This window comes from Amycolatopsis sp. NPDC051106 (assembly GCF_040682775.1).
Taxonomy (GTDB): Bacteria; Actinomycetota; Actinomycetes; order Mycobacteriales; family Pseudonocardiaceae; genus Amycolatopsis.
Genome location: NZ_JBFBBQ010000028.1, coordinates 12,404 through 27,866, shown reverse-complemented (window position 1 = coordinate 27,866; position 15,463 = coordinate 12,404). Strand labels below are relative to the sequence as shown.

Here is a 15,463-nt window from a genome sequence, read left to right as displayed (position 1 = left end):
CCGGGGTAGGCCTCCGGCCCCCGGTTTCCAGCTTACCGGGGGCCACCGACAGTTCCGGGCGACCGTGGCCGGCCGAACGTCTTGAATGAGTCATTCAGGACCTCGCACGCCGTGAATGAGTCATTCAAGACGTTTGCCGGCACCGGCCTGCGCCGCCAGGAACCTCACATTGCGACCTCGGCGAGGCGGTGGCGCAGGTGGGCGCGCTCCGGTTCGGTGCGGGCAAGAGCCAGCGCGTCCCGGTAGGCCGCGGCAGCTTCGGCGTGGCGGCCCAGGCGGCTGAGCAAATCCCCTCGCGCCGCCGGGAACGGGCTGTACTCCCGCAACCGCGGCTCCTCCGCCAGTGCGTCCAAAAGGGACAGGCCCGCCGCCGGGCCGTCTCTCATCGCCACCGCCACCGCGCGGTTCAGCTCCACCACCGGCGACGGCGCCAGCCCGCGCAGCACGTCGTACAACCCCACGATCTGGGGCCAGTCCGTCCCCGCCACGTCCGCGGCCTCGTCGTGCAGGGCCGCGATCGCCGCCTGGACGCCGTACAGTCCCGGTGGGCCGCCCGTCAGCGCCAGCTCGGCCAACGCCGTCCCCTCCGCGATCATCGTGCGGTCCCAGCGGCCGCGGTCCTGGTCGTCGAGGAGCACCAGGTCGCCGTCCGGGCCCGTGCGGGCCTCGCGGCGCGCGTGGATCAGCAGCATCAGCGCCAGCAACCCCGCGACCTCCCGCTCCCCCGGCAGCAGCCGGCGCAGGATCCGGGCCAGGCGGATCGCCTCTTCCGCGAGGTCGAGCCGCTGCAGGTCCGGGCCCGAACTCGCCGCGTACCCCTCGGTGAAGATCGAGTAGACGACCTGCAGCACGCCCGGCAGCCGACCGGGCAGCTCGGCGGCGTCCGGGACCCGGAACGGGATGCCGGCCGCGCGGATCCGGTTCTTCGCCCGCACGATCCGCTTGCCCATCGTCGCGCTGGGCACCAGGAACGCGCGCGCCACCTCCGGCGTCGTCAGCCCGGCCAGGCAACGCAGGGTCAACGCCGTCCGGTCCTCCGCGGGCAGCGCCGGGTGGGCGCAGGTGAAGAACAGCTGGAGCCGCTCGTCCGGCAGGCCGCCGTCGGACGCCGGGGCGGGCGCCGCGCGCTCGGCCTCGACCTGCAGCACCGCGAGCCGGGCCGCGTAGGCCTGGTCGCGGCGCAGCCGGTCGACGGCCTTGCGCCGCGCCGTCGTCATCAGCCACGCGCCGGGCTTCGGCGGCACGCCGTCGACGGGCCAGCGCACCAGCGCGGCCTCGATCGCTTCCGACGTCACCTCCTCGGCCAGGTCGAGGTCGCCGAACCGGCGGACGAGCGCGGCGAGCAGCAGCCCGCGCTCCTCCCGGAACACCGCCTCGATCGACGCCTCAACCCGCCCCGACATCTCGCGTCAGTCGCCGTACGAAGCGAGCGGCCGGACGACGATGTGGCCGCCGTCGCGGGCGCCCGGGCAGCGCGCCGCCCAGTCGAGCGCGACGTCGAAGTCCGGCACATCGACGACGAAGTAGCCGCCGAGCACCTCACGGGACTCGGCGAACGGCCCGTCGGTGACGATCCGCTCGCCGTGCTCGTCCACGCGGACCGCCGCGGCGGTGGTGAAGTCGGCGAGCGAGTTGCCGCCGACGTGGACGCCCGCGTCCTTCATGGACTTGTCGAACAGCATCCAGTCTTCGAGCGTGCTGCAGCCGGTGGGCGCGCCGTCCGCGTCGAGCGAGGCGTTGATCAGCATCAGGTACTTCACGAGATCCTCCAGTGGCTCGGTTGCCGTACGCGGTGACTACGAACGGCCGGCGCCGCCTTGGACACCCCTCGCCGGGAATTTTCTCATGTCAAGAAACTTTGACACGATGTCTGGTTTGTTTTACCTTGACGAGGTGACCCACGAAGAAAAGCGCGTTTGGATCCTCGGGATCGCCTCGATAGCCAGCTACGCGGTGTACCTCGTCGTGGTCCTCGGCCGGGCCGGCGGGCGGCCGCTGGCCGAAGTCCCCTACGTCGCGGCGCTGCTGTGGACGGTCGGTGCGTCCATCGTCGCGACGATCGCGGCGAGCATCCTGGCCGCGATGCTCTCGAAGGACAGCGGGAAGGACCAGCGCGACCGCGAGATCGGCCGGTTCGGCGAGTACGTCGGCCACTCGTTCGTCGTCATCGGCGCCGTCGCGGCCCTGCTGCTGGCGATGGTGCGGGCGCCGCACTTCTGGATCGCCAACGCCGTCTACCTGGCCTTCACGCTCTCGGCGATCCTCGGGTCGGTCGCCCGGATCTTCGCCTACCGCCGGGGTTTCCAGCCGTGGTGAAACCGACCCGCGTCACCAACTCGATCCGCGCCCTCCGGTTCGCGCACGGCCGGCTCACCCAAGCCGAGCTCGCCACCCGGATCGGCGTCACCCGCCAGACCGTCATCGCCATCGAGCAGGGCCGGTACTCGCCCTCGCTCGAGCTGGCGTTCCAGATCGCGCACGTGTTCGGCGTCCCGCTCGAAGAAGTGTTCCAGTACCCGGAGGAGTCACCGTGAAAGCGATCGTCCAAGACCACTACGGCAGCCCGGACGTCCTCGAGTTCCGTGACCTCGGCAGACCGTCGCCCGGTGCCGGCGAGGTCCTCGTGCGCGTGCACGCGGCCGGCGTCGACCCGGGCGTTCGGCACCTGACCACCGGGCACCCGTACCTGCTGCGCCTGCTGGGGTTCGGGCTGCGGCGGCCGAAGCTGCCGGTGCGGGGCCTCGACTTCGCCGGCACGGTCAAGGAGATCGGTGACGGCGTCACGCGGGTCCGGCCGGGGGACGAGGTGTTCGGCGTCTGCGAGGGCGCGTTCGCCGAGTACGCCGTCGCGAAGCAGGACCTCGTCGCGGCGAAACCCGGCCGGCTTTCCTTCGAGCAGGCGGCCGCCGTGCCGGTTTCCGGCAGCACCGCCCTGCAGGCCCTGCGCGACGTGGGCCGTGTTCAGCCCGGGCAGCGCGTGCTGGTCATCGGGGCGGCGGGCGGCGTGGGTTCCTTCGCGGTCCAGCTGGCCCAGGCCTTCGGCGCGGAGGTCACGGGCGTGTGCAGCACCGCCAAGACGGATGTGGTCCGCTCGCTCGGCGCCGAGCACGTCGTCGACTACACGCGTGAGGACTTCGCGGCCCAGCAGTACGACCTGATCGTGGACACCGCCGGCCTGCGTTCGCTGTCCGCCCTGCGCCGGGCGCTGACCCCGCGCGGCTCGCTCGTGATCGTCGGCGGCGAAAACGGCGGCAAGTGGCTCGGCGGCATCCAGCGGGTGTTCCGGGCGGCGCTGCTGAATCCGCTTGTCCGACAGCGGTTGCGCGGGCTCGTCGCCCGCGTGCGCGGCGCGGACCTCGACGACCTGCGGGACCTGATCGAGGCCGGCCGGCTCACGCCCGTGCTCGACCGGACGTACCCGCTCGCCGACGCCGCCGCCGCGCTCGGCCACCTCCACGCGGGCCGCGCGGCGGGCAAGGTCGTGCTCACCGTGCTCACAACCTGACGCCGAGGTCCTTCAGCCGCTTGACCCGGTCGATGTGGGCGGGGTGCCCGGCCATCAGCCGGGACCACAGCCGGCGTTCGTCCCCGCGGTCCCGCAGGTTCCACGCCTTCAGCAGCAGCGCCAGCTCCCGGCCGTACCCCAGCCGCGCCGCCATCCGGTCGGCCCGGTATTCGCCGAGCCGCTTCGACCAGGCGAGCACCGGGCCGAGCAGCGGCGTCAGCAGCAGCCACGGATCGAGGAACGCGAGCGCGGTGAGGACGCCCAGGCTGAGCAGCACGGTCACCAGCACCTCGGCCGAGCGGCCGAAGGACCGGAACGCGCGGCCGACGTGCGGCACGACCCAGGCGATCAGCCGCACCAGGCGGGAGAGCACGCGGGCCGGCAGCTCGAGCCAGTGGATCAGCAGGGTGGCCCGCGTGTGCCCGGCCAGGTGGTGCCCCAGCTCGTGGGCGAGGATCGCTTCCAGGCCCGGGCGCTCCAGGTCGAGGGCGGCCTGGGTCACCGCGACGGTCCGGCCCCCGGCGGCGAAGGCGTTCAGCTCGCGCGAAGGCTCGACCCACAAGCGGTACCGGCCGCCGTCGACGCCGGCCGCAGCGCAGACGGCCGCCCAGCTCGGCGTGAGCCAGGTCAGCTCGTTCTGGCTGGGCTCGCGCATCTTGAGGAGCACGGACAGCACGACGTGCTCGTAGACCGGGACGAACGTGATCGCGCCGGCCAGCGCCCAGCCGGCCGGGAGCACCCAGAAGTACGCCGGCCAGACCAGTTTTCCGAGCAGCCCCAGCACGAGCAGGCTGCTGGCCACCACCGGGACGGCGAGCACCACCCCCAGGACCGCCGAAAGATCCACCCTCGCCCGCTCTTTGTCGCTCACGCTCCCCCTCCCCGCCGACGCCGGATCCACCTTGGCGTGGCGCCCGGCGGAGCACAACGGTCCGCCGGAACTGTCCGGGAGCTGTCAGGAAAACGCGCCGGCGTGCGCGGCCGCCCAGTCGGCGAACGTGCGGGCGGGCCGGCCCGTCCCCTCGGCCACCGTCGGGTACACCGTCGCCTCGTCCAGGGTTCCGCCCACGTAGAAGTCCCAGAACGCTTCGACGTACTCGCGCGGCATGGTCGCCTCCAGCTCGGCGCGGGTCTCGTCGTCCGACAGCCCGATGAACTCGAGCTTCCGGCCGAGCACCTCGGCCAGCACCGCGACCTGGTCCGCCGGCCGCAGCGCCACCGGGCCGGTCAGCTCGTGGATCCGGCCTTCGTGGCCGCCCGCGAGCGCCCGCGCGGCCACCGCGGCGATGTCCGCCGGGTCGATGGACGCGGCCGCCACCTGCGGGAACTGCGCGCGGATCGTGTCGCCCTCGCGCAGCTGCGGCAGCCAGCGCAGCGCGTTCGCCATGAACGCGCGCGGGCGCAGGAACGTCCAGTCCAGCCCCGACTCCCGCACCGCGCGCTCGGCCAGCGTCATGTACGCCGAGACCGCGTTGTCCAGGTTTTCCAGCGCTGCCGAGCCGCCGGACAGCAGCACGATCCGGCGAACGCCCGCGTCACGCGCCCGAGCCAGCATGCCGGGCATGTCGTGGTAGCCGGGCAGCAGGAAGATCCCGTCGACGCCCTCGAGCGCGTCACCGAGACTCGCCGGATCGTTGAGATCGCCCGTGGCGGCTTCGGCGCCGTCCGGGAGCGCGGCGTCCGGCCGGCGCACCAGCGCACGGACCGGTTCGCCCGCTTTCGCCAGTGCCGCAACCACTTCCGCGCCCACGTTGCCGGTGGCGCCGGTGACCAGGAACATCGCTCTACCCCCAGAGTCGGTTCCGGGTCAGCCTAGCGCCACCGGCGGCCGTCAGTCCTGCGCCGGCAGGTCGTCGTACTCGACGACCTGGCGCACCTCGACCTCGATCTCGTTGTCGAACAGCTCGACGTAGGTCTTGGCGAACTCCACGGCCTCCGCCCGGTCGGCCGCGTTGATCAGCGCGAACCCGCCGATGACCTCCTTCGCCTCGGCGAAGGGCCCGTCGGTGACCCGGACGGCCGCGCCGCGCGGCTTGCGGATCAGCGCACCCTTGTCCGACTTGTGGACGCCCTCGGCGGTGATCAGGATGCCCTTCTCGGCCGCCTCCTGGACGAACCCGCCCATCTTCTCCACGAACTCCGGGGTGGGGTTCCACGCCTGCGGGTCGTTCTCGTCGATCCGGTGCATCATGAGGAAACGCATGGTCGTTCTCCCTGTTCTCGTCGCCGGGGCCGGGATCTTCCCAAGCTCGTCGACCGGCCTTCACCCCCGCGTCGATCGGCCGTGCGCGGCGTTCGACATCTTGCCCCGGAGTTTTTTCGACAGAGTTCCGGGAGAGTACTGTGACGCCGGTCACTGGGAGGAAGGTGTCCGATGTCGGTACTGCTCGCGATCGGTACGCGCAAGGGTCTGTGGCTGGCGACCAGCACTGACGACCGCACGAGCTGGGAGGTGACCGGCCCCCACCACCCGATGACCGAGGTGTACGCGGTCGGCATCGACACGCGGCGGTCGGCGCCGCGCCTGCTGGCCGGGGTCACCAGCGAGCACTTCGGGCCGAGCGTCGCCACGAGCGACGACCTGGGCGCGACCTGGCAGGAACCCGACCACGCGCCCATCGCGTTCCCGCCGGACACCGCCGAGTCCCTCGTCCGGGCCTGGCAGCTCGTGCCCGGGCCGGCGAGCGAACCGGACGTCGTCTACGCCGGCACCGAGCCGTCCGCGCTGTTCCGCTCGGCCGACGGCGGCCGGACCTTCGAGCTGGTCCGCGGACTGTGGGACCACCCGCACCGCGAGCACTGGACACCCGGGGGCGGCGGCAAGGCGATCCACACGGTGCTCCCGGACCCGGTCGAGCCGGGCCGCGTCACCGTGGCGATGTCGACCGGCGGCGTCTACCGCACCGAGGACGGCGGCACGACCTGGCAGGCGAGCAACACGGGCATCAAGGCCGTGCACGTGCCCGACCCGTACCCCGAATACGGCCACTGCGTGCACAAGGTGGCAATGCACCCGAGCGCGCCGGACCGGTTCTTCGCGCAGGTGCACCACGGCGTCTACCGCAGCGACGACGCCGGGGCGAGCTGGCAGTCCATCGCCGACGGCCTGCCCAGCGACTTCGGCTTCCCGATGGTCGTCCACCCGCACCGGCCCGAGGTGATCTACACGTTCCCGCTGACCGCCGACGTCATGCGGTTCCCGCCCGGAGGCCGGTGCCGGGTGTACCGCAGCGAGGACGCCGGGAAGTCGTGGGAAGCCCTGGGCGCGGGGCTGCCGGACGGGTACTGGGCCGGGGTCATGCGCGACGCGATGTGCGCCGACGACGCCGACCCGGCCGGGGTGTACTTCGGCTCGCGGACCGGCGACGTCTACGCCAGCCGGGACGACGGCGACAGCTGGGACTTGGTCGTCTCGCACCTGCCGGACGTGCTGAGCGTCCGCGCCGCGAGGGTGTGACCGTGCTGGTCACCGTGCTGGTTCCCGGTCCCTTGCGAGAGAAGACCGGCGGCGAGTCCCGGCTGGACGTCGAGATCGGCGAGCCGGCCACGCTGGGCGCCCTGCTCGACGTGCTCGCGCGGCGGTACCCCGCGTTGGAACGGCGGCTGCGCGACGAGCGGGCGCAGCTGCGCCGGTACGTCAACTTCTACGTCGACGGCGAGGAGTGCCGCCACCGCGGCGGCCCGTCGGCGGCGTTGCGCGACCGCGGCGAGGTGCAGATCATCCCGTCGGTCGCCGGAGGCTGACTCCTTCGACTTCGGCGAACAGCGCCGCCGCCCGCGTGGCCGTCGCGGTCGCGCGCGGCCCGGTGGTGACCAGCGCCAGGGCGAGGACGCCGGCCCCGAGCGCGGCCACCAGCCACCAGACACCGGCCGTCTCGCCGGTGCCCGCGATGGTGCCGGCGAGCGCGACCCCGAGCGTCGTGCCGGTCTGGCGGCCGGCCGAGGCCAGCGACCCGGCCACCCCGGCCATCGACGGCGGCATCCCGGCGACGGCCGAGGTGGTGATCGGCGGGTTGACCGTGCCGAGGAAGACGCCGAACAGCAGGGAGACCGCGAGCACGAGCGGCAGCGGCGTCGCCGGGCCGAGCCACACCGACGCGGCGCCGCCCAGGGCGAGCGCGACCCCGGCGACAACCAGCGGCAGCCGCGGCCCACGCGTGCCGACCAGGCGTCCCGTCCGCCGCGACAGGAGCAGGACGAGCACGCCGACCGGGAGCAGGCACAGCCCGGCGCCGAGAGCCGGCAGGCCGCGGACGTCCTGGAGGTATTGCGTGGTGAGGAACAGGAAGGCGCCGAACCCGCAGAGGGAGAACAGCGCCATGGCGATCGCGCCGGTGAACGGGACACTGCGGAAGAGGCGCAGTTCGAGCAGCGGGTCGGCGCGGCGCGGTTCGTAGCGGAGGAGCGCGAACGCGGCGAGCCCGGCGACGAGCAGCAGGCCGAGGACCACCGGCGACCGGCGTGCCTCGATGATCGTCGCCACCACGCAGCCCAGCACGAGGACGACGAGCACCTGCCCGACCGGGTCGAACCGGCGGGCCCGGGCAGCGCGTGATTCAGGCACGAACGCGGCGGTGGCCACGATGGCGACGGCGATGATCGGCACGTTGACCCAGAAGACGGCCCGCCAGCCGAGACTGTCGACGAGCAGGCCGCCGAGGATCGGCCCGAGCGCGAGCGCCAGCCCGGACATCGAGCCGAACACGCCGATGGCGCGGGCGCGTTCGGCCGGGGCGGGGAAGGTGGTGACGACGATGGCCAGGGCGACGGGGTTGAGCATGGTGCCCCCGACGGCTTGGACGGCGCGCGCGGCGATCAGCCAGCCGATACCGGGCGCCACACTGCACAGCAGCGAACCGACTCCGAAGACGGCGAGCCCGGTCAGGAAGACGCGCTTGCGCCCGAACCGGTCGGCGGTGGATCCGGCGAGCACGAGGAACCCGGCCAGCACCAGCGTGTAGGCGTCAATCGTCCACTGTAGACCCTCTGTGGACGCGCCGAGGTCGTGGCGGATCGACGGCAGGGCGACGGTCACGATGGAGATGTCCATGACGGCGATGACGATGCTGGCGCAGCAGATCGCCAGCACAAGCGTGGGTTTCATGCCGTCGACGGTAGGATTTAGAGCGTGCTCGAAGTCAAACCGATCCCCGAGGCCGGCCTGACCATCGCCGACGCCGCGCGCCGTAGCGGGGTCAGCGCTCACACTCTGCGCTACTACGAACGAGCTGGCCTCGTGGTCACGCGCGTCGACCGCACTTCCGGTGGTCGGCGGCGGTACCGGCAGGTGGATCTCGAGTGGATCAAGGTCTGTACGAGGCTGCGGGCCACCGGGATGCCGATCAAGGTGATCCGGCGGTATGCGGAGTTGGTGAGCGCCGGGCGGGGGAATGAGGCTGAGCGGCTGGCTTTGCTGGAGGCTCATCGGGCCGAGGTGCTTTGCCGGTTGGCCGAGTTGGAAGAGAACCTTCAGTTGATCGATCGGAAGATCGGGGTCTATCGGGGGCGGCTGGAGGCCGGGGATGCTGATGGGCTTTGGGCTCCTGGTTCTTGAGTTCTACTGATATTGCCTTAGTTTTACTGATACGGCTTCGCCGGGCGTGGGAAATCGGCGCTTCGTGTTGTCACTTGCCGCTCGGTGCCGGAGCGCCGATTCCCCACGCAGTGGTGTCCCTGCCGCTGTACAGCTTCCAGCTGATCGAGTGATGAATCTGCGTTCGGCCGTCGGTAATCTTGTTGTGTGGACAGGGAAACGCTGTGGCAAGCGGAGGCGGCGGCCTTGGCCGACCGTGTCTCCGCGCTGCTCACCGTTGTGCGGTCTGCCGAGGCCGAGATCGGTACTCTGCTCGCGGAAATCGAGTCTCGCGGCGTGATGGAGTTGTTCGGATACCGTTCTGTCGCGCGGCTCTTCGAGCATCTCGCCGATGTTCCGAAGGCTGCTGCCGAGACGGTGGTGAAGCGAGCCCGCGCCCTTACCCCGAGCCGCACCCTCGACGGCACTCCCATTCCCGCTTTGGCTCCCGCTACCGGCGCTGCTGCTGCGGAGGGCCGGTTGAGCAGCCCGATGATCGACACGATCGTCGGGGTGATGACCCAGGTCCCGCCCGAGCACCGTGACGATGCCGAGCAGCACTTGCTCACGTTCGCCGCCGAGGCCGGGCACAAACAGGTCGCCGCTCTGGGCGCACGCATCCTGGCCCACCTCGACCCTGATGGCGCTGCACCGGACGAGACCGAACCGGCCAAGCCCAGTCGCGAGTTGTCGTTGCGCCGGAAGAGAACCGGGTTCTGGGAGTTGAACGGCCGTTTCGACGACGAGACCGGCGCTCGAGCCAGCGCCCTGTTCGACTCTCTGGCGCAACGCCACAGCACCGACGAGGGCCCAGACCTACGCTCCCCGCTGGAACGCTACGGCGACGCCTTCTCCGACGCGATCGACCTGGCGTTCAACTCTCCGGAGTTGCCGACGCAGGCCGGCGAGCGGGCTCACGTGATGGTGGCAGTGTCGTTGGCGGACCTAAAGTCGAGCATCGGCCAGACCATGCTCGGCGACTCCGACGTACCCACCGCCGCTGCCGGTTCGGCCGCCTTCGGCACCATGCCGAAGGCCGCTGCCGGTCAGGCCGCCCTCAGCAACACAGACATCCCGCCGACGGCTGGTACGGGTCTGGCCACCTTCAGCGATACCGGCCCCAGACCCGAGACCGGTGCTAGCCCGGCCGCCCTCGGCGATACCGGCACCACCCCCAAGACCGGCGCCGGCCGGGCCATGGTCGGCAACAACGGCACCACCACACCCGCTGCCGATCAAGCCGCCCTCGGCACCATGCTCAACGCCGTCGGTCGAGCCATGCTCGGTGACCTCGGCACGATCTCCGCCGCCGAAGCCCGCATCCACGCCTGCGACTGCAAGCTCATACCCGCGGTCCTCGGCACCGAGAGCGAACCCCTCGACCTCGGCCGTCACCACCGCCTGGTCTCTACCCCACTCCGCCGCGCGCTGTACCTGCGCGACCGCGGCTGCGCCTTCCCGGGCTGTCATCGCCCACCCCGTCACTGTCAAGGTCACCACATCCGGCACTGGGCAGACGGCGGGCCGACCGAGCTGGACAACCTGGTCCTACTGTGCGCCCACCACCACCGACTCCTGCACCGCTCCGGCTGGCAGGTCCGCATCGCCACCGACGGCCTACCCGAATTCCTGCCACCCGTGTTCCTGGACAAACGCCGAAAACCCCGGCGCAACAACCTCCACCAACCACTGCCATTCGCAGCCTGAACCAAACGGGAAAGGCCCGCAGCCAACCGGCTCCGGGCCTACACCCACGCCGTCAGAACAGCGTTGCCTGAGCGGGTTCCTCAGGCGGAAGCTGCTGCCCCCGCCGGCCGTTCAGCGCGAACTTGTCCTCGATCGTCTTGTCCGGCTCGGGAAATCCGTACTTCGCGATCAACGGCCGGATCCGGGCCCCGATCTCGTGCCGGTACGACGTCTCCGATCCCGACGAGTACAACCGCGTGTACTCCGTCACCAACGACGGGTACGTCCGCCGCAGCCACGTGAAGAACACGTCCTTCACCCCGCTCGACAAGTACAGCGGGTGGTACAGCACGTCCGTGGCCCCCGCCGAAGCCACCGCGGCCACCAAGGATTCCAGCTGCGCGACCGAATCCGACAGGTACGGCAGGATCGGCGACAGGAACACCGTGCACTCCAGGCCCGCGTCGCGGATCGCGCGGACCGTGGCCAAGCGAGCCGTCGTCGTTGCCGTGCCGAACTCCACCGACTGCTGCAGCTCCTCGTCCAGCATCGACAAGGACACGCCCAGGTGCACCGTTGTCCGCTCGGCCGCCCGGGCCAGCAGGCCGAGGTCCCGGCGGATCAGCGAGCCCTTCGTCAGGATCGAGAACGGCACCCGGTGCCCCGTCAGCGCGTCGATGATGCCGGGCATCAGCTCGTAGCGGCCCTCCGCGCGCTGGTACACGTCCGTGTTCGTGCCGAACGCCACGCGCGGTGGGAGTTTTCGCTTGCGGGCGAGCTCGGTGCGCAGTACCTCCACGATGTTCGTCTTGACGATGATCTCGTTGTCGAAGTCGCCGGCCACGTTCAGGCCGAGGCGCGTGTGGGTCGGCCTGGCGAAGCAGTACTGACACGCGTGCGTGCACCCGCGGTACGGGTTGATCGTGTACTCGCCCGGCAACATCCGCGCGTCCGCCGGGACGTGGTTCAACGCGCTCTTCGCGAGCACCTCGTGGAACGTCACGTCCCGGAACTCCGGCGTCCGGACACTGCGCACGAACCCGGTCAGCCGGGCCAGGCCCGGCAGCGTTCCCTCGTCGACCCGGTCCGTGCGCTGGCCGCTCCAGCGCATCGCGTCTTCACTCACCCCGACGAGCATGCCCGGCCCCGGACAGCCGGGCTAGCCAGATTCGGACATGACCGCTAGAGCGCCTCGCCCCACTGCCCCGGCCCGGCGACGTGGCGCGGATCGGTGACCGCGTGGTAGCCGCCGTGCACGAACACCAGCGCCGGCGCGTGGCGGTCGTGGCCCGTGGCCAGCACCTCGCCGACGACCAGCGTGTGGTCACCCAGGTCGAACTTCTCGGCCAGGGCGCACTCCAGCCAGCTCGCGCCGTCCAGCACAAGCGCCCCGGTCCGCTCCCCCGGCTTCGCCGCCAGGACAGCAATTTCGGAGACGCGTGACGCGCGCGGTCCGGCGAACCGGCGGGCCACCTCCCGGGCGTCCGCCGGGAGGATCGACACCACCCAGCGGCCCGTCTCGAGGAGGTCCGCCAGGAACGCCGACTCCTTGCGGAACGACAGCGAAACCAGCGGCGGGTCGAGGGAGATCGACCCCAGGGAGTTGACGGTCACGGCGTCGTGCCGCCGGCCGCCGGGGGTGTCGCGGTACGTCGTGGCGACGCACACGCCGGTCGCGAAGGTGCGCATCGCACCACGAAGATCGGAAGCCATCACAACCCCTGCGGGTGGGAGAAGAACCGGTCCGGGTCGTACCGGCGCTTGACCTCGGCGAGCCGGGCGGCGTTCGGGCCGTAGTAGGCGCCGCGCCAGTCCTCGAGGTCCGGATCGGTGAAGTTGACGTACGACGCGTCCGGCGCGAACTCGCCCGTCTCGGCGTGCAGCGCGTGCAGCCAGTCCAGGTTCGCCGCGACGGCCCCCGGCGTGTCCCCCTCGGCCCACGACGTGTCCAGGCTCAGCAGGAACTTCGTGTCCCGGTGCGGGAACGCGGTGTCCGCCACCGGGACGCGGCCGATCGCCCCGCCCCACGCGAACAACGCCACCCCGGCGCCGTCGGGATTGCCGCCGCCGGGCCACTTCTCGACCGCCCGGACGAGCGCCTCCAGCCCAGCGTCCGCGATCGCGTGCGGCGTGCACCGCGTGCGGACCGCGAACGCGCCGCCTTCGCTGCTGTGGTGCAGGAAGGACGCCGCGTCCCAGAAGTCCCGGTCTTCGATGTCCACCCGGTCCGGCGCCGCCACGGCGAAGGCCGGCGCCAGCAGCTCCCACAGCTCCGAAGCCGGGCCGAGGTGGTGGCCCACCACGGAGACGACGCCGTCGTCGCCCGCCGACCGCGAGATGCCGATCCGCGCGGAGAACGCCTCCGGCGCGGCGAGCATGATTTCCTGCATCGCCGCGAGGACTTCGACCGCGTGCGGCCACGCCCAGAGCACGACGCAGGTCGAGCCGGTCGGAGCCGGGCGCGCCTGGAACGTGAAGCTCGTGTTCACGCCGAAGTTGCCGCCCCCGCCGCCGCGGCAGGCCCAGAACAGGTCCGGGTTTTCCGACGCCGACGCCGTGACGACCCGGCCGTCCGCGAGCACGACGTCGGTCGAGACCAGCGCGTCACACGTGAGGCCGTGCGCGCGGGAGATCGTCGTGACGCCGCCGCCGAGGGTCAGGCCGCCGATGCCGACGGTGTCGGAGTTGCCGAGCGGGAACGTCAGGTCCCACGGGCGCAACCCGGCGTAGAGCGCCTTCATCGGCGTCCCGCCGCCGACGGTGACCCGTCCGGTCCCGCGGTCGACGCGGATCCCGGACAGCCGCCCGAGATCGAGCACCAGGCCGGGGCCCGCCGAGTGCCCCGCGTAGCTGTGCCCGCCGCCGCGGACCGTGACGGGCACCGACTCCGCACGGGCCCACCCGACGGCCCGCGCGACGTCTTCCGTGCGCGAGACCGAGAGCACCGCCGCCGGGCGGGTGGCGGCGAACCGCCGGTTCACCGGCGACACGGCGGCGAAGCCGGGGTCGCCGGGGAACCGGAGCTCGCCGAGGCCGCGCAGGCCGTCCCAGGCGGTCATGACACCCTGCTTTCCGCCATGACCTCTTCGAGGTAGGAGACGCCGGTGGCCGCGTGCTCGCCGTAGCGTTCCCAGACCTCGCGCAGCACCAGGGTGCCGCCGTGCCACTGCGGGGTGTTGGTGCTGTGCCCGGCGATCACCTCGCCGCTCGCCAGGACCATCGTGTAGGCCAGCCGCAGGACGCCGGCGGCGTCGCAGGTGCCGGTCACCGTGCCGCGCAGGACGTGGCCGCCCTCGAACTCGGCCCACACCAGATCGCCCTGCTGGCGGTACTCCGCGTACGTGCCGTCGCCACCGCCCAGCGTGCGGAACCGGCGGCCGTCGTAGTGGATGCTCATTCGTCCACGTCCAGGAGCCCGGCCGGCATCGCCAGCGTCGTGCCGGTGGGCGGCGGCTCGATCTCGACCGAGTCCACCTCGACCAGCGAGGCCGCGTCCTCCAGCCGCTGCCGGCAGGTGGCCGCGTCGTCTGCTTCGCACGCGACGAACGAGTGGCGCGCGATGTAGCCACCCGGCGGCAGCCGCAGCGTGGTGCCGGGCTCGACCATCGGCGACGCCATCACGAGCCCGGGAGCCTCCCACGGAACCTCGACCGAGTGCACGACGCAGTCGTGGTCCGGGTAGCCGAACCGGATGCCGGCGACCCCGGACCGCGTCGGCGCGACGTCCGGGCGCTGGCCGGTGGCGACGTCGAACAGCACGCTGCCCGGGTCGATGCCGGTGGCCGTCTTGCCGAGCAGCGGGATGAGGTCGCCGCCGAGCCTGCCGTTGACCTCGATGATCACCGGACCACGGTCGGTCAGCCGGACCTCGGTGTGGGTGATGCCGTTCTCGATGCCGAGCACGCGGTGCGCTTCGGCCAGGACGCGCAGCAGCTCTTCGTCACGCAGCAGCGGGTCCGCGGAGTCGACCAGGTGGCCGGTCTCCTCGAAGAACGGCGGCATCCCGGTGCTCTTGCGGGCGATGAACATCGGCAGGTACTCGCCCTTGTGGACGGCGCCGTCGATGCTGATCTCGGGGCCGTCGGCGAAGCCTTCGATGATCGCGCCGCCGCGGTAGGGCTCGTCGCCGACGAGGCTGGCCTCGTGGGCGACGCGGTACGCGGCGTCGAACTCCCCCGCGTCACGGGCGAGGGAGACGCCCATGCTGGCGCCGAGCGCGCGGGGCTTGACGACCACCGGGAAGCCGATGCGGGTGACCGCCGCGCGGGCGTCGTCGAGGTCGATGGCCAGGTGGAAGCCGGGCTGGGGCAGGCCGGCGGCGGTGAGCCGGACGCGGCAGCTGTGCTTGTCGCGGCAGCCGTGCACGCCGGGGATGCTCAGGCCGGGCACGCCGAACTCGTCGGCCAGTTCGGCCGCGGGCATGACCAGCGGCTCGTCCCAGCAGAGCACGCCGGCCACCGTGTAGCGGGTCGCCAGCTCACGGGCGGTCTCGGCGAGCAGCGCGTGGTCGAAGACGTTGACCACGGTGATGTCGTCGAAGTACTCGTGCTGCCAGGTCGGCTTGAGGTTGTTGATCAAGACCAGCCGGAGCCCGTTTTCGCGGGCGCGGCGGGCGACGGAGCGGACGAGGTATTCGCGGTAGAGCTTGAGGCCGCTGCCGATGACGAGCAGCGCGCCCGGGTTCGAGGTCATCGAAAGTC

General features: G+C 71.8%; 18 protein-coding genes. 7 read left to right on the top strand and 11 right to left on the bottom strand.

Going from position 1 to position 15,463, the window contains the following annotated elements; all coding sequences use genetic code 11:
• Positions 1–164 precede the first annotated feature (164 nt).
• Positions 165–1,403: an RNA polymerase sigma factor gene (locus AB0M83_RS21825; protein WP_364519697.1), complete on the bottom strand. Its 1,239-nt coding sequence runs from the start codon at positions 1,401–1,403 to the stop codon at positions 165–167.
• A 6-nt stretch (positions 1,404–1,409) separates the two neighbouring features.
• Positions 1,410–1,760 (bottom strand): YciI family protein, encoded by a 351-nt coding sequence (locus tag AB0M83_RS21820; protein WP_364519695.1) that lies wholly within the window; start codon positions 1,758–1,760, stop codon positions 1,410–1,412.
• Between the two features lie 106 nt (positions 1,761–1,866).
• On the opposite strand from AB0M83_RS21820, the gene AB0M83_RS21815 reads away from it, so the two are divergent.
• Genes AB0M83_RS21815 through AB0M83_RS21805 form a run of 3 tightly spaced genes read left to right on the top strand, consistent with a single transcriptional unit; the run spans position 1,867 to position 3,505 of the window.
• Entirely contained in the window at positions 1,867–2,316 is a 450-nt protein-coding gene (locus AB0M83_RS21815) for a hypothetical protein (protein WP_364519693.1), read from the top strand.
• Positions 2,310–2,534, top strand: a complete 225-nt coding sequence (locus AB0M83_RS21810; protein ID WP_364519691.1) for a helix-turn-helix transcriptional regulator — start codon at positions 2,310–2,312, stop codon at positions 2,532–2,534. The genes AB0M83_RS21815 and AB0M83_RS21810 overlap by 7 nt, the downstream gene beginning before the upstream one ends.
• Complete coding sequence (locus tag AB0M83_RS21805) at positions 2,531–3,505, top strand: NAD(P)-dependent alcohol dehydrogenase (protein WP_364519689.1); 975 nt, start codon at positions 2,531–2,533, stop codon at positions 3,503–3,505. Before AB0M83_RS21810 ends, AB0M83_RS21805 begins: the two co-directional genes overlap by 4 nt.
• On the opposite strand, the gene AB0M83_RS21800 is transcribed toward AB0M83_RS21805, so the two are convergent.
• The 3 genes from AB0M83_RS21800 to AB0M83_RS21790 form a co-directional block, all read right to left on the bottom strand.
• Positions 3,495–4,376 carry a M48 family metalloprotease gene (locus AB0M83_RS21800; RefSeq protein ID WP_364519687.1) on the bottom strand — a complete coding sequence of 294 codons (882 nt, stop codon included), beginning with the start codon at positions 4,374–4,376 and terminating at the stop codon, positions 3,495–3,497. The genes AB0M83_RS21805 and AB0M83_RS21800 overlap by 11 nt on opposite strands.
• 84 nt (positions 4,377–4,460) lie before the next feature.
• Positions 4,461–5,285 carry an NAD(P)H-binding protein gene (locus AB0M83_RS21795; RefSeq protein ID WP_364519685.1) on the bottom strand — a complete coding sequence of 275 codons (825 nt, stop codon included), beginning with the start codon at positions 5,283–5,285 and terminating at the stop codon, positions 4,461–4,463.
• 51 nt (positions 5,286–5,336) lie between these two features.
• Entirely contained in the window at positions 5,337–5,708 is a 372-nt protein-coding gene (locus tag AB0M83_RS21790; protein ID WP_364519683.1) for a YciI family protein, read from the bottom strand.
• Between the two features lie 171 nt (positions 5,709–5,879).
• Between AB0M83_RS21790 and AB0M83_RS21785 the strand changes: the two genes are divergently transcribed.
• On the top strand, positions 5,880–6,962 hold the full coding sequence (locus AB0M83_RS21785) for an exo-alpha-sialidase (RefSeq protein ID WP_364519681.1): 1,083 nt from the start codon (positions 5,880–5,882) through the stop codon (positions 6,960–6,962).
• Positions 6,963–6,964: 2 nt separating this feature from the next.
• Positions 6,965–7,249 carry a MoaD/ThiS family protein gene (locus tag AB0M83_RS21780; RefSeq protein ID WP_364519679.1) on the top strand — a complete coding sequence of 95 codons (285 nt, stop codon included), beginning with the start codon at positions 6,965–6,967 and terminating at the stop codon, positions 7,247–7,249.
• Here AB0M83_RS21780 and AB0M83_RS21775 read toward each other — a convergent pair.
• Complete coding sequence (locus AB0M83_RS21775; protein WP_364519677.1) at positions 7,224–8,609, bottom strand: MFS transporter; 1,386 nt, start codon at positions 8,607–8,609, stop codon at positions 7,224–7,226. The two genes, AB0M83_RS21780 and AB0M83_RS21775, sit on opposite strands and share 26 nt — an antisense overlap.
• Positions 8,610–8,633: 24 nt before the next feature.
• On the opposite strand from AB0M83_RS21775, the gene AB0M83_RS21770 reads away from it, so the two are divergent.
• Together AB0M83_RS21770 and AB0M83_RS21765 are read left to right on the top strand one after the other, a co-directional pair.
• Positions 8,634–9,059, top strand: coding sequence for a MerR family transcriptional regulator (locus AB0M83_RS21770; protein ID WP_364519675.1), 426 nt, complete (start codon positions 8,634–8,636; stop codon positions 9,057–9,059).
• Between the two features lie 186 nt (positions 9,060–9,245).
• Positions 9,246–10,784, top strand: coding sequence for a DUF222 domain-containing protein (locus tag AB0M83_RS21765; RefSeq protein ID WP_364519673.1), 1,539 nt, complete (start codon positions 9,246–9,248; stop codon positions 10,782–10,784).
• Positions 10,785–10,836: 52 nt separating this feature from the next.
• Here the strand turns inward: AB0M83_RS21765 and AB0M83_RS21760 are convergent, their stop codons facing one another.
• The 5 genes from AB0M83_RS21760 to AB0M83_RS21740 are packed head-to-tail and all read right to left on the bottom strand — an operon-like array spanning position 10,837 to position 15,455.
• The gene (locus tag AB0M83_RS21760; RefSeq protein WP_364519671.1) at positions 10,837–11,889 is read right to left on the bottom strand and encodes a radical SAM protein; all 1,053 of its coding nucleotides are present in this window, start codon (positions 11,887–11,889) and stop codon (positions 10,837–10,839) included.
• A gap of 56 nt (positions 11,890–11,945) precedes the next feature.
• Positions 11,946–12,452 carry a flavin reductase family protein gene (locus AB0M83_RS21755; RefSeq protein ID WP_364519669.1) on the bottom strand — a complete coding sequence of 169 codons (507 nt, stop codon included), beginning with the start codon at positions 12,450–12,452 and terminating at the stop codon, positions 11,946–11,948.
• A 23-nt stretch (positions 12,453–12,475) separates the two neighbouring features.
• Positions 12,476–13,822: an FAD-binding oxidoreductase gene (locus AB0M83_RS21750; RefSeq protein WP_364519667.1), complete on the bottom strand. Its 1,347-nt coding sequence runs from the start codon at positions 13,820–13,822 to the stop codon at positions 12,476–12,478.
• Positions 13,819–14,160 carry a hypothetical protein gene (locus tag AB0M83_RS21745; RefSeq protein ID WP_364519665.1) on the bottom strand — a complete coding sequence of 114 codons (342 nt, stop codon included), beginning with the start codon at positions 14,158–14,160 and terminating at the stop codon, positions 13,819–13,821. The genes AB0M83_RS21750 and AB0M83_RS21745 overlap by 4 nt, the downstream gene beginning before the upstream one ends.
• A complete protein-coding gene (locus AB0M83_RS21740; protein ID WP_364519663.1) occupies positions 14,157–15,455 on the bottom strand; it encodes an ATP-grasp domain-containing protein in 1,299 nt (432 codons plus the stop codon). The genes AB0M83_RS21745 and AB0M83_RS21740 overlap by 4 nt, the downstream gene beginning before the upstream one ends.
• Between the last annotated feature and the right edge of the window lie 8 nt (positions 15,456–15,463).

What these genes read in the sequence shown, in the direction of transcription:
- AB0M83_RS21815 (WP_364519693.1), top strand. Translation starts at nt 1,867, where the DNA reads ATGTCTGGTTTGTTTTACCTTGACGAGGTGACCCACGAAGAAAAGCGC.
- AB0M83_RS21755 (WP_364519669.1), bottom strand. Translation starts at nt 12,452, where the DNA reads ATGCGCACCTTCGCGACCGGCGTGTGCGTCGCCACGACGTACCGCGAC.
- AB0M83_RS21750 (WP_364519667.1), bottom strand. Translation starts at nt 13,822, where the DNA reads ATGACCGCCTGGGACGGCCTGCGCGGCCTCGGCGAGCTCCGGTTCCCC.
- AB0M83_RS21785 (WP_364519681.1), top strand. Translation starts at nt 5,880, where the DNA reads ATGTCGGTACTGCTCGCGATCGGTACGCGCAAGGGTCTGTGGCTGGCG.
- AB0M83_RS21790 (WP_364519683.1), bottom strand. Translation starts at nt 5,708, where the DNA reads ATGCGTTTCCTCATGATGCACCGGATCGACGAGAACGACCCGCAGGCG.
- AB0M83_RS21740 (WP_364519663.1), bottom strand. Translation starts at nt 15,455, where the DNA reads ATGACCTCGAACCCGGGCGCGCTGCTCGTCATCGGCAGCGGCCTCAAG.
- AB0M83_RS21795 (WP_364519685.1), bottom strand. Translation starts at nt 5,285, where the DNA reads ATGTTCCTGGTCACCGGCGCCACCGGCAACGTGGGCGCGGAAGTGGTT.
- AB0M83_RS21775 (WP_364519677.1), bottom strand. Translation starts at nt 8,609, where the DNA reads ATGAAACCCACGCTTGTGCTGGCGATCTGCTGCGCCAGCATCGTCATC.
- AB0M83_RS21745 (WP_364519665.1), bottom strand. Translation starts at nt 14,160, where the DNA reads ATGAGCATCCACTACGACGGCCGCCGGTTCCGCACGCTGGGCGGTGGC.
- AB0M83_RS21825 (WP_364519697.1), bottom strand. Translation starts at nt 1,403, where the DNA reads ATGTCGGGGCGGGTTGAGGCGTCGATCGAGGCGGTGTTCCGGGAGGAG.